This is a genomic window from Tabrizicola sp. YIM 78059, from assembly GCF_004959785.1.
Classification (GTDB): domain Bacteria; phylum Pseudomonadota; class Alphaproteobacteria; order Rhodobacterales; family Rhodobacteraceae; genus Tabrizicola; species Tabrizicola caldifontis.
Genome location: NZ_SJZH01000003.1, coordinates 142882 through 155556, shown reverse-complemented (window position 1 = coordinate 155556; position 12675 = coordinate 142882). Strand labels below are relative to the sequence as shown.

Sequence of the window (12675 nt, the reverse complement as noted above, 5' to 3'; positions counted from 1 at the left end):
TATGCAAGCCCATGCCTTTCCGCGTCATTCGCGCTATTGCTGGCGCTGCATTCACTGGCACCCTCGACTATCGAGGATTTCCCATTTTTGTCAATGTTGGGCCATAATTAGACATCATTTGGACACATTTGATCGGCCGCAAGCGATATCTCGCATGAAGTCTGGCCTATCGAAAGGCTCTATGCAATCTTAAGTAGTTGCGTGGCTTTTTCCTGCACCAAAAACGATAGCAGCTTGCGAATCGCTGAGCGCGCGCTTCACGTCGAAGAACCTCTTTGCCGCAATTTTGCCATGAAGTCGGAGGCGCCAGGCGTGGTGTCGAGGGCGCCCTCGGGGCCTTACCGGACTTGGGCAGGCGGATCGGTCAGGCTAGGCCCGCAGCCTTCATCAGGGCCTGCGCCTGGGCGCTGGCCAGGCGGTCGCGCCCCTCGCCATGAACGGGAATGCGCCCCGGCTCGAAGAACAGGGGGGCGGCCAGCGGTGTGACGCGGGAAAGACGGCGGAGGTCGATATTCTGGCCGATGCGGGCCAGAAGGGCCTCGATGCGGGAAAAGTCGATGAGGCCGCGCAGCGCCTCTTCCCGGGTGATCTGCAAAAGGAGGTGGTCGGGATCGTAGCGGCGCAGCGTGTCATAAAGAATATCGGAGGAGAAGGTCGCCTGACGCCCGGTCTTGCGCCGGCCCTGGTGGCTGCGTTCGATAAGCCCGGCGATGATGGCGGTCGCGCGGAAGGTGCGCTTCATCACGGCGTTGCCGGCAAGCCAGCTGTCCAGGCCGTCGCGCAGCGTGGCAAGATCGAACAGCGGTGCCGGGTCGGTGACCGGGTCAAGGCCCCAGATCAGCGTGGCATAGTCGGTCGCGACGAAGCCGAGCGGGGCAAGGCCCTGCCTCTCCATCTGTTTCGTGACAAGCAGTCCGAGCGTCTGCTGGGCGTTGCGACCGGCGAAGCCGTAGATCACCAGATGTTCGCGGCCGTCGTGCGGGAAGCTTTCGAGGAGGAGAGAGTGCGGATCGGGCAGGCGCGAGACCTCGCGCTGCTTGGCCAGCCACGATGCGGTGTGGGCGGGCAGATCGGGCCAGCTGTCCTGCTGGAAGATGCCCAGGATGCGTTCGGCGAGCAGGGTGGATGTTGCGAACTTGGTGCCGTTGAAGACTGCGACCCTTGGATCGCGGCCTGGTGTCTTAGATACCTCGACAGTCATCTCGCGCAGCCCCTCGTAGCGGACGATCTGGCCGCCGATCAGGAAGGTGTCGCCGGGGGTCAGGGTGGCGGCGAAGGATTCCTCGACCTCGCCCAAGGGAGTGCCATGATTGCGCAGGCGGACCTTCAGCGTCTCGATGTCGATGATCGTGCCAAGATTCTGACGGATCACCGCGGCGGCGCGGGGATCGCGCAGCTGCCATTTCCCACCACTTTGCTTCAGGCGCTGCCAGCGGTCATAGGCCCGCAGCGCATAGCCTCCGGTGGCGACGAAATCGAGACAAGCGTCGAATTCCGCCCTGGTCAAAAGGGCATAGGGGCCGGTGGAGATGACCTCGGCATAGAGGGAATCGGCGTCGAAGGGGCCGGCGCAGGCGGTTGCAAGGATGTGCTGGCAGAGGACGTCGCGGGGGCCGGGGCCGCGCGGTTCTCCGTCCAGGGTGCGGGCGCGGACTGCGTCAAGGGCGGCTTGGCATTCCACCACCTCGAAGCGGTTGGCGGGGACGAGAAGTGCCTTGGAGGGCGCATTGTAGCGGTGGTTGGCGCGGCCGATGCGCTGGACAAGGCGCTTGACGTTCTTCGGCGCGCCGACCTGGATAACCAGGTCCACGTCCCCCCAGTCGATGCCGAGGTCGAGCGAGCCGGTGCACACGACGGCGCGCAGTGCGCCAGCGGCCATGGCCTGTTCTACACGCTGGCGGCTTTCGCGGGAAAGCGAGCCGTGGTGAATGCCGATCGGAAGGTCATCCGTGTTGGAAAGCCAGAGGTCGTGGAAGAAAAGTTCTGCCTGGGCGCGGGTGTTGTGGAAGATCAGCGTGGTGCGGTGGCGCCGGATCTGGTCGAGGATCGCGGGTATGGCGTAACGGCCGCCGCCGCCCGACCACGGCGGGGGGGCTGCGGTTTCCAGCATCGAGATGTCGGGGTCGGGGCCGGGGTCAGCCTGCAGGATCGTGGTTTCGGGTCCAAGGAAGCGCGCCAGGGCAGCCGGATTCTCGACGGTGGCGGAAAGCCCTACGCGGCGAAGCTGCGGATTCAGCGACTTGAGACGGGCGAGTTGCAGGACGAGCTGGTCGCCGCGTTTCGATTCGGCAAGCGCATGAATTTCGTCAACGATCACCCGTTGCAGACCGGCGAAGATGCGGGGGGCGTCCTCGTAGGACAGCAGAAGGGCCAGGCTTTCCGGCGTCGTCAGCAGGATATGCGGCGGATCGGCACGCTGGCGGCGGCGCTGGATGTAGCCGGTATCGCCGGTGCGGTCCTCGACCCGGATCCTGAGGCCCGCACCCTCGATCGGCGTGCGCAGGTTGCGGCGGATGTCGGCGGTCAGCGCCTTCAGGGGCGAAACATAAAGGGTGTGAATACCGGCCGGAGGATCGGCCCCCAGTTCGGCGAGGGTGGGCAGGAACCCCGCCAGCGTCTTGCCGCCGCCCGTAGGCGCAATGAGAAGGGTGGAAGGCTCGTGCGCCTGTTCCACCATCTGAAGCTGGTGGGAGTGAAGCGTCCAGCCCTGGGCGGCGAACCAGTCGGAGAGGGCGGGGGGCAGCGTCAGCATGGCGCAGAGATAGACTGCGATCGTGTGCAGGGAAACCCGGTTGCGACCTGCCCTGGCCCGCCGTCGGGCCGGGCGCTCCGGGCAGAGCGCCGCAGTGACCATCTTGCCTTTTCCCTTCGGCTCGGGTGAGGTCGCGCCATGCGTGCTACGACCGATCTGGGCCGCCCCGTTGAGGGGGCGCTGTGGATGCTGGCCACGGGTCTGGCCTTCGTGGGGGTAAACGGCATTGTCCGGCATCTGGGCACCGACATGCCGGCGGCGCAGTCGGCCTTCATTCGCTTTGTCTTCGGGCTGGCCTTCCTGGCGCCCGCGCTGATTGCGATGCGTGGGACACGGCTGCCCACCGGCATCTGGCCGCTGTTCCTGTGGCGCGGCGCGCTGCATGTCGCGGCAGTGGTCTTCTGGTTCTGGGCCATGGCGCGTGTGCCGGTGGCCGAAATGGCGGCGATCGGCTTCCTGAACCCGGTGATCGTGCTGGTCATCGCGGGGCTTCTTCTGGGCGAGGGGCTGGGAAGGGGGCGGATTGTTTCGGTGCTTGTGGCCCTTGCCGGAGCGCTGGTCGTTCTGCGGCCGGGGCTGCGCGAGGTTACACCAGGGCATCTGGCGCAAATGGCGGCAACGGTCTGCTTTGCGGTTAGCTACATTTTCGCCAAGCGGCTGAGCGCGATGGCCCCTGCCAGCGTGGTGGTGGCCGTGCTTTCGGTGACCGTGGCTATGGGGCTGGCGCCGATGGCCTGGTGGGTCTGGCAGCCGGTCAGCGCGGTGCAGGTGGCCTGGCTGGCGGGCGTCGCGGCGCTGGCCACGCTGGGACATTACACCATGACGCGGGCCTTCCGGGCCGCGCCGCTGGCGGTGACGCAGCCGGTGACCTTCCTGCAGATCCTTTGGGCGGCATTGCTGGGTGCCCTGGTTTTCGGCGAGGCGGTGGACGGGTTCGTGATCCTGGGCGGGGCGCTGATCGTGGGGGCGGTCAGCCTCAACACCTGGGCTGAGGCGCGGCGGGGCCGGATTCCGCCGCAGCCCGTGCCGTAAGAGGCACGCAGCCCCCCCGCCTTCCCCTCTCCTCTCCACGAGGGGGAGGTGAGGGGCGGGGCCGCCAGTGTTGCGCACGGGCAAGGTGCTGCGCGCGGGGTGGTGAGCAGTTGTAGAGAAACCTTTCCTAGGGTCGCGGGCCACGGCGATCCTGCGGAGGTTTCAATGCCCGACGATACGACGATCCTGTCGCTGCCCCTGATTCTTCCGGCCCAGGCGCAGAAGCATGTCACCCACAACGAGGCGCTTTTGGCGCTGGATCTGATCGTCCAGCTTGCCGTGATCGACCGGGTAAAGACGGTGCCGCCGCAGCTTCCTTCGGTGGGGGACCGGCATATCGTTGCGGCGGGGGCAAGTGGCGACTGGGCGGGGCAGGCGGGACGGATTGCGCTGTATTCGGAAACCGGCTGGCAATTTACCCAACCCCTGCCGGGTTGGCGGGCGCATGTGCTGGCTGAGGGGCAGACGGCTGTCTTTGACGGGCTGGTGTGGAAGGCACCCTCGGATGGGCCGCTGACAGTGACGCAGCTGGGGGTCGCCGCGACTGCAGATGCGGTGAACCGGCTGGCGGTATCCGCCCCGGCGACGCTGCTGAACCATGCCGGTTCCGGGCATCAGCTGAAGGTGAACAAGGCGGCAGAGGGCGACACGTGCAGTCTTCTGTTCCAGACATCCTTTTCCGGCCGGGCCGAGATGGGGACCGCGGGAAGCGACGATTTCAGCGTGAAGGTCAGTCTGGACGGCTCCGCCTGGGCAACGGCGCTGACGGCGGATGCCGCTTCGGGCGAGGTGACGCTGCCGCATCCTCTCCACCTGGGTGGGCAGGCGGTCGATCCGGCCTCGCCCCCGGACGGAACGCTGTGGCTGAACACGTCCACGGGCGAGGTGAAGGTTCGCTCGGCCGGGGTGACGCTTCCGGTGGCTGTTGGTGGCGGGGGGATCGCCGATGGCGACAAGGGTGACATCACCGTGTCGGGCAGCGGCACGGTCTGGACAATAGATGCGGGTGCGGTCGGTCTGTCGAAGCTGGCCGGGATCCCGGCCGACAGCTTTCTGGGTCGCGCGAGCGCTGGCCAGGGTGAGCCAGAGGTGCTGACGCCCGTTCAGGCGCGCAGCATCCTGAACATTGCCGATGGCGCCACGGCCAATGCCAGCGACGCGGCCCTGCGCGACCGGGCCACGCATACCGGGACGCAGCCGGCCAGCAGCATCACCGGGCTGGCGGCCGTGGCGACCAGTGGCTCGGCCAGCGATCTTGCCACAGGCATATTGCCGGCGGGTCGGTTCAACGACACGGCGCACGGTAACCGCGCCGGAGGTTCGTTGCACGCGACGGCCACGACCGGCGCGGCAGGCTTCATGTCGGCGGCGGACAAGGCGAAGCTGGACGGTGTTGCGACCGGAGCAAACAACTATACCCACCCTAACCACAGCGGCGACGTGACCAGCGCAGGAGACGGGGTGACCACGATTACTGCCAATGCCGTGACCAACGCCAAGCTGGCCGACATGGTGACAGGCACGATCAAGGGCCGGTCCTCGGCCGGGTCCGGCGATCCCGAGGATCTGACCGGCGCGCAGGCGACAGCCTTGCTGGATACTTTCACCAGCGGCACCAAGGGCCTCGTCCCTGCCTCGGGCGGGGGCACGACGAACTTCCTGCGCGCCGACGGAACCTGGACGGCGCCTCCGGGTGGTGCCGGTGGCAGCCCGGGCGGCAGTTCAGGGGCAGTGCAGTGGAACGACGGCGGGTCGTTTGCAGGCGCAGCCAATGTCAGGATCGAAGGAAGCGAACTGTCCCTGCCGGCGATTGCGCCTCCGATGGCACCGGCGCCAGGCGGGGTGAAGCTGTTCGGACGATCGATCGGCGGGCGCATCATGCCCGCCTTCGTTGGCGCGAGCGGGCTTGACACGACCATCAGCCCGCATTTCGGGCGAAACAAGATCGGGATATTCCTTCCGCCCGGAAACGGGGGTTCGCTTACCAACATGGGGATTGCGACGGCGGCGGCGGGAACGGCCACGGCCGCCAGCGTAGGCACGACAAACCTGCATAGCTACATGCGCCGTCACGAATGGCTGGTGACGACCGCTTCGACCACGGCAGTGGCGGGGGTGCGGGCGAATGCCTTGCAGTGGGGGCTTGGTGGCACGGCGGCTGGGCTGGGCGGCTTTCATCTGGTCTGGCGCTGGGGGCCGGCGACCGGTGTCGCGAACGGGGCGCACCGTGCCTTTGTCGGGATGCGGGGTTCTGTTTCCGCGCCTAGCGACGTCGATCCTTCGACCCTGACAAACATGTGCGGCATGGGTTACGATTCATCCGACGTGACCATCCAGTTCCTGCACAACGACGCCACAGGCACGGCGACGAAGATCGACCTGGGCCCGGACTTTCCGAAACCAAGCCAGGACCGGACCGCCGTCTACGAGATTGTGTTGTTCGCGCCGCCGGGACCGACGCAGATCCTGCACTACGCGGTGACAGACCTGGTTTCGGGGGCCGAGGCAACCGGTGCTGTAACAACCGATCTTCCCCCAGTGACTCAGCTTCTCGCACCGTGGAGCTACATCAGCGTGGGTGGGGTGTCGTCGGTCATCGGCCAGGCAGTCATGAGCCTTTACATCGAGACGGATTATTGAGGAGGCAGACATGCTGCACGTCGTCTTTACCGAAGATGGCATTCCCGGCTGGATCGGAAGCCAGCCGCGCGAAGGGTCGGAACCGATGGACAGGGATCTGGCGTTTCTGGCCGAGCATCGCCGGGCACCCGATGGCACCTGGGTCAGGCGGAGCGCGCCTTCCATCGCCGAGCCCACGGCAGAAGAGGTGCTTGCCCGCGCGAAGGCTGCCGCAGAGGTGGCGGAAGCTGCGCGCGAAGCGGCACTGCGCGAGGCCCTCAGCGAAGAAGCGGACCCGTTGTTCTTCAAATGGCAGCGCGACGAATGCCGGCGCGAGGACTGGCTTGCCGCAGTGGCCGCTGTGAAGGCGCGTTTCCCGAAGCCTTGAGCGGCTGCCGGTGAACCGGGACATGGCAGGATCCCCGGGCCAGCCAGGAACCTGCCAGACCCGTTCCCGGATTTGACACGTCGGGTCGCCGTGCATAGACAGAATGCATGTCACCTGGAGAGAGAGCCGATGCGGATTGCTATGATCGGAACGGGTTACGTCGGTCTTGTGTCTGGCGCCTGCTTTTCCGACTTCGGTCATGAAGTGGTCTGCGTCGACAAGGATGCGGGCAAGATCGCGCGGCTGCATGCGGGAGAGGTGCCGATCTACGAACCCGGGCTAGATGCGCTGCTGGCCAAGAACGTCGCTGCGGGGCGGCTGTCATTCACGACCGATCTGGCGGCTGCAGTGGATGGGGCCGAGGCTGTCTTCATCGCGGTCGGCACGCCCACACGGCGCGGCGACGGCCATGCGGATCTCAGCTATGTGATGGCGGCGGCGGCGGAAATCGGCCGGGCTCTGACCGGTTATGCGGTGGTGGTGACCAAGTCCACCGTGCCGGTCGGCACCAACCGCAAGGTGGCCGAGGTGGTGCGCGAGGCCAATCCGAGAGCAGATTTCGACGTTGCCTCGAACCCGGAATTCCTGCGCGAGGGGGCCGCCATCGATGACTTCATGCGCCCCGACCGCGTGGTGATCGGTGTGGAGACAGAGAAGGCGCGCAAGGTCATGGCCGAACTTTACCGGCCGCTGTCGCTGCGGGATTTCCCGGTGGTCTATACCGACCTCGAAAGCGCCGAGATGATCAAGTATGCGGCCAATGCCTTCCTGGCCACCAAGATCACCTTCATCAACGAGATCGCCGCCCTGTGCGAGCGCGTGGGCGCCGATGTCAAGGCGGTTGCGCGCGGCATGGGAATGGACGGTCGCATCGGCGACAAGTTCCTGCACGCAGGGCCGGGCTACGGTGGCAGCTGTTTTCCGAAGGATACCAAGGCGCTGGCCCGCACGGGGCAGGACTTTGCCGTGCCGTTGCAGATCGTCGAGACGGTGATCAAGGTCAATGACGAGGTGAAGCGGCGTATGATCGACAAGATCGTCGATCTTTGCGACGGAACCTTGCGCGACCGGACGATTGCCGTGCTTGGCGTGACCTTCAAGCCCAACACCGACGACATGCGCGATGCGCCGTCGCTGACCATCGTTCCGGCGCTGGTCGGGGCGGGGGCCAAGGTGCGCGTCTGCGACCCCCAAGGCCAGCACGAGGGAGAGGCGTTGCTGCCCGGTGTGAAGTGGGTCGACAATCCCTACCAGGCAGCAACCGGTGCCGATCTGGTGGTGCTGCTGACCGAATGGAACGAATTCCGCGGTCTCGATCTGGCAAGGCTTGCGCGCAAGATGACGATGCCGCGGATGGCGGATCTGCGCAATGTCTACGACCCGGCAGAAGTGCGCGCGGCAGGTTTTGCCGCCTATGTCGGCGTTGGCCGCTAGGTCAGGCCTTCACGCCGCCCCCGACGGCACCTGCAGCAGGCTGTCGCCTCTGGACTGGTAGTATTTGCGGAAAACCCTGTCGAATTGCCCGGATTGCGCCGGGATGGAACCATGCGCGTGAGCCATTGACCGGCAATCCCTTGTCCCGTGCGAACGGGTGTGCGCGGGGCCGGAGGCTGGGATGTATGCGTTTCAGGTGGCTGAGACTTTCACTGCAGCACCGCTGAATCTGGTCTCGGGGATCAGCGACATGGAACTGCTGGTGCGGGACGGCAGGGTTCTGCTGTGCTCTGCAACCCGCTCGGGCGGTGGGCTGATGGTGTTGGAGATCGGTCAGGCCATGACCCTGGTCGACCAGCGGCAGATCGCGCCTGGCAGTACCCTTCCGGCACCCGCCCGGCTGGAGCTGCTCATGGTCGGTGGAACCCCGCATCTTGTTGTCACCGGAACGAATTCGGGAGGAGTGCTGGCCCATGGCCTGACCGGCACAGGGGCGCTGGGCGCTCAATTGCAACTTCCGGGCAGCCTGGGCGGCGCGCTGTCCGCGCAGGCAGTGGTGCAGGTCGCAGGCAATACCTTCTTCTATGCCGCGCGCAGCGGCGAAAGCACGATCCACGCCTATTCCGTCGCGCCGGATGGCAGCATGACCCTGATCGGCAGCCGTGTGCTGGGGGGAACGCAGTCGGGCATCGACATTTCAGGCCTGACCGTGGTCACCGTGGGCGGGCAGATGCATCTGGTCAGCCTTTCGCTTCAGGCCGATGTCATCCGCACCTTTCCCCTAGGTGCAAACGGCGCCCTTGGACAACCCAGGGTGCTGGGCGTGCCGCAGGGTCTGGGCATCGCCGATCCTGCGGCGGTCAGGGTGGTCGAGATGGCCGGGGTCACCTATCTGGTCGTCGCCTCGACCGGAACTTCCTCGATCAGCGTCATCGAGATCGCACCCGGCGGCGAAATGCGGGTGGCCGATCATGTGATCGACACGCTGGACACCCGCTTTGCCGCCGTCCAGTCCATCGCGACCGTGATCGTCGATGGGCGCGTGTTCATTTTCGCCGGCGGCAGTGATGGTGGGATCACCGTGATGACCATGTTGCCCGATGGCCAGCTGGTCATGGTGGGCCAGCAGTTGCAGGTGCCCGGGCTTGCCTTGCAGAACATCACCGCGATGACGGCCCGGGTGGTGGACGGCAGGATCGACCTGTTCATCGCCGGCGAAGGGGCGGGCATCACCCGCCTAACACTTGATCCCGGCCTGCTCGCCCCGATCCAGTTGGCCGGGCCCGAGGCCGCCACGCTGACCGGTTCGGCAGCAGGTGACATGCTGCTCGGCGGCGACGGCGACGATCTGCTGTCCGGCGGTGCCGGGGCCGACATCCTGTCGGACGGAGGCGGATCCGATACACTTTACGGCGGTGCCGGGGCCGACATTTTCGTTCTGGCGCGTGATGGCACACCGGACCTCATCGCCGATTTCCAGCCCGGAATGGACCGGATCGACCTGTCGGCCTGGGGGCGCATCCATTCGCTGGCCGCACTGACCATCACCCCGACCGCGACGGGCGCTCTGGTCATCCATGGCGACGAGGTGCTGGAAATCCGCTCGGCCAACGGTCAGCCGATCCTGCCAGGCCAGTTCCGGCTGACGGATTTCGTCGGCCTCTGGCACGCACCGCCCTCTGCTCCGCCCGAGGGAGTGATCACCGGCACCGTTCAAAGCGACCTGCTGTCCGGCACCGATGGCGACGACCGGTTCATCGTCACCCCGGGGGCCGACACGATCTACGGCGGCGCCGGACTGGACATGATCGATCTGTCGCAGGCGAGCGAAGGGCAGGTGGTCAACCTTCAGGCCCCCGGCCAGAACAGGGGCCTTGCCGCCGGGCAGATCTATCACGGCATCGAAGGCCTTATCGGCTCGCGCTACGGCGACACGTTGACGGGAAATGCAGCCGACAATCTGCTGGACGGGGCCGAGGGGGATGACCGGTTGTCCGGTGGGGCCGGGAATGACACGCTCCGGGGCGGGGCCGGGAACGACACGCTTTATGGCGGCCCTGGCGCGGACCTGCTGGACGGAGGCGCTGGACGTGATCGCATCAGCTACCGTGACTCCGGCAGCGGACTGGTCGCCGACATGGCAGCGCCCGAGGCCAACACGGGCGATGCCACGGGTGACCGCTATGTCGGGATGGAGGATCTTGAAGGCTCGCGCCACGGCGATACGCTGCGGGGCGATGCCCAGGCCAACGGGATCTGGGGGAATGACGGCAACGACCTGATTGTCGGGCGTGCGGGCAACGACACCCTTTTCGGCGGCAATGGTGACGACACGCTTATGGGTGGTGCGGGGGTCGACCGGCTGGATGGCGGCAGCGGTTTCGACACGGCAAGTTATGCCGACAGTGCAGCGGGCATGCGCTTCGATCTGAAGGACGCAGGCCAGGCCACCGGAAATGCGCAGGGTGATGTCTTCATTTCCATCGAGGCGTTCGAGTTCACCAACCTTGCTGACACGATCTTCGGCAGTGACGAGAGTGACTTCCTCCTTGGCCTTGACGGCGATGACCGAATCGAGGGCCGGTCCGGCTCGGACCATCTGATCGGGGGTGGCGGGAACGACGTGCTTTACGGCGGCGAGGGGGACGACGTTCTTTTCGGCGGGGCCGGGGCGGATCGGCTGGACGGTGGCGCCGGGTTCGACATCGCCTCGTGGGGGGATGCGGGTTCTGGTGTTCTGGTCGACATGGCGACGCCCTCGGCGAACACGGGCGAGGCGAAGGGCGACGTATTGGTGGGGATCGAGGGGCTTGAGGGTTCGTCCCATGCCGACACGCTGCGGGGCGATGGGGCGGCGAACCGGCTTTACGGCGGTGCGGGGGCCGACCTTCTGGACGGCCGTGCCGGCAACGACACGCTTTTCGGCGGCAACGGCGACGACACGCTGATCGGGGGGGATGGCCATGACCTGCTTTACGGCGATGGCGGTGGTGATCGGCTGTACGGAGGCAACGGGAACGATCTTCTGGACGGCGCTGCCGGCGCCGACAGCCTTTTCGGCGGGGTCGGGAATGATACGCTGGTCGGCGGTGACGGCGACGACGTTCTGAACGGCGACGCGGGCAATGACTGGCTTTTCGGCGGCAGTGGCAACGACACGCTGACCGGGGGTGCGGGAGTGGATCATTTCGTATTCTCCGGCGGCCAGGACGTGATCATGGATTTCACCGACGGGCAGGACAGGATCGTGCTGGATGCTGGCTTGTGGGATGGAGGTCCCCCTGCGATCGACGCGATCATCGCCGGAGCAATGGTGACATCGAACGGCCTGGTCTTTGACTTGGGCCATGGGTCCGCTCTGGACATCCGGGGAGTTTTCGACGCATCACTCCTGACGGATGACATCCTGTTCCTGTAACCGCGAAGGCCGGGGCAATGACCGAAAAGGTGCTGGTTACGGGCGGTGCGGGCTATATCGGGGCCCATGCCTGCAAGGCGCTGGCGCGCGCCGGTTTCACGCCCGTTGCGTTCGACAATCTGTCCACCGGCTGGGCCGAGGCTGTAAGATGGGGGCCGCTGGTCTGCGGCGACGTGATGGAGCGTGCGGCGATCGACGCGGCGCTGGCCGAGCATCGCCCGGTCGCGGTAATGCATTTTGCAGCCCTTTCGCTTGTGGGCGAGTCGATGCAGGATCCGGCACGCTACTGGCGTGTGAATGTGGGCGGCGCGCTGAACCTGCTGGAGGCCTGTGCGGTCGCTGGCGTGCGCCACTTCGTCTTTTCATCGACCTGCGCGACCTATGGCGATCAGGACGGCGTGCTTCTGACCGAAGAGACGCCGCAAATGCCGATCAATGCCTATGGCGGGTCGAAGTTGGCGATCGAGGGGATGCTGCGCGATTTCGGTCGGGCCTTCGGGATCCGGCATGTGATCTTCCGCTATTTCAACGTGGCGGGCGCGGATCCCGAAGGCGAGATCGGCGAACAGCACCGGCCGGAGACCCACCTGATTCCGCTGATGCTTGAGGCGGTGGCGGGAAAGCGGCCGGCACTGACACTGCACGGCACGGACTATCCGACGCCCGATGGCACCTGCGTGCGCGACTATGTGCACGTGACCGACCTTGCCGAAGCGCATGTGCTGGGTCTGCGGTATCTTCTGGCCGGGCGCGGTGACGCTGTCTTCTGCCTTGGAACGGGGCGCGGCTTTTCCGTGCGCGAGGTGATCGAGGCCAGCCGTGCGGTCACCAACCGCGAAGTGCCGCTGCTGATCGGCGAGCGGCGGCCCGGGGATGCGGCGTCGCTGGTGTCGTCCTCGACCCGCGCGGTGGCCGAACTGGGATGGAATGCACGGCATTCGACACTGCACCAGATGATTGGCGACGCCTGGGCCTGGGCCCAAAAGCCGGGGTTTGCCGAGTAGGCGCGGAAAAACGCGGCGGTTCCCGATG

General features: G+C 66.1%; 7 protein-coding genes. 6 read left to right on the top strand and 1 reads right to left on the bottom strand.

Features of this window, described 5'->3' with window-relative positions:
- Positions 1-364: 364 nt before the first annotated feature.
- The gene (locus EZM81_RS05440) at positions 365-2752 is read right to left on the bottom strand and encodes a ligase-associated DNA damage response DEXH box helicase (RefSeq protein WP_136645061.1); all 2388 of its coding nucleotides are present in this window, start codon (positions 2750-2752) and stop codon (positions 365-367) included.
- Positions 2753-2890: 138 nt separating this feature from the next.
- Between EZM81_RS05440 and EZM81_RS05435 the strand changes: the two genes are divergently transcribed.
- The 6 genes from EZM81_RS05435 (at position 2891) to galE (ending at position 12647) form a co-directional block, all read left to right on the top strand.
- Entirely contained in the window at positions 2891-3784 is an 894-nt protein-coding gene (locus EZM81_RS05435; RefSeq protein WP_248298139.1) for a DMT family transporter, read from the top strand.
- 165 nt (positions 3785-3949) lie between these two features.
- Positions 3950-6424, top strand: a complete 2475-nt coding sequence (locus tag EZM81_RS05430; protein WP_136645060.1) for a DUF2793 domain-containing protein — start codon at positions 3950-3952, stop codon at positions 6422-6424.
- A gap of 10 nt (positions 6425-6434) precedes the next feature.
- Positions 6435-6791 (top strand): hypothetical protein, encoded by a 357-nt coding sequence (locus EZM81_RS05425; RefSeq protein WP_136645059.1) that lies wholly within the window; start codon positions 6435-6437, stop codon positions 6789-6791.
- Positions 6792-6920: 129 nt separating this feature from the next.
- Complete coding sequence (locus EZM81_RS05420) at positions 6921-8225, top strand: UDP-glucose/GDP-mannose dehydrogenase family protein (protein ID WP_135448867.1); 1305 nt, start codon at positions 6921-6923, stop codon at positions 8223-8225.
- Positions 8226-8406: 181 nt separating this feature from the next.
- Positions 8407-11643, top strand: coding sequence for a calcium-binding protein (locus EZM81_RS05415; RefSeq protein ID WP_136645058.1), 3237 nt, complete (start codon positions 8407-8409; stop codon positions 11641-11643).
- A 17-nt stretch (positions 11644-11660) separates the two neighbouring features.
- Positions 11661-12647, top strand: a complete 987-nt coding sequence (galE, locus tag EZM81_RS05410; protein ID WP_135448869.1) for a UDP-glucose 4-epimerase GalE — start codon at positions 11661-11663, stop codon at positions 12645-12647.
- The last annotated feature ends 28 nt before the right edge of the window (positions 12648-12675 follow it).

Excerpts from the sequence above, each read along its gene's own strand:
- EZM81_RS05440 (WP_136645061.1), bottom strand. The coding sequence starts at position 2,752 with ATGCTGACGCTGCCCCCCGCCCTCTCCGACTGGTTCGCCGCCCAGGGC.
- EZM81_RS05435 (WP_248298139.1), top strand. The coding sequence starts at position 2,891 with ATGCGTGCTACGACCGATCTGGGCCGCCCCGTTGAGGGGGCGCTGTGG.
- EZM81_RS05430 (WP_136645060.1), top strand. The coding sequence starts at position 3,950 with ATGCCCGACGATACGACGATCCTGTCGCTGCCCCTGATTCTTCCGGCC.
- EZM81_RS05425 (WP_136645059.1), top strand. The coding sequence starts at position 6,435 with ATGCTGCACGTCGTCTTTACCGAAGATGGCATTCCCGGCTGGATCGGA.
- EZM81_RS05420 (WP_135448867.1), top strand. The coding sequence starts at position 6,921 with ATGCGGATTGCTATGATCGGAACGGGTTACGTCGGTCTTGTGTCTGGC.
- EZM81_RS05415 (WP_136645058.1), top strand. The coding sequence starts at position 8,407 with ATGTATGCGTTTCAGGTGGCTGAGACTTTCACTGCAGCACCGCTGAAT.
- galE (WP_135448869.1), top strand. The coding sequence starts at position 11,661 with ATGACCGAAAAGGTGCTGGTTACGGGCGGTGCGGGCTATATCGGGGCC.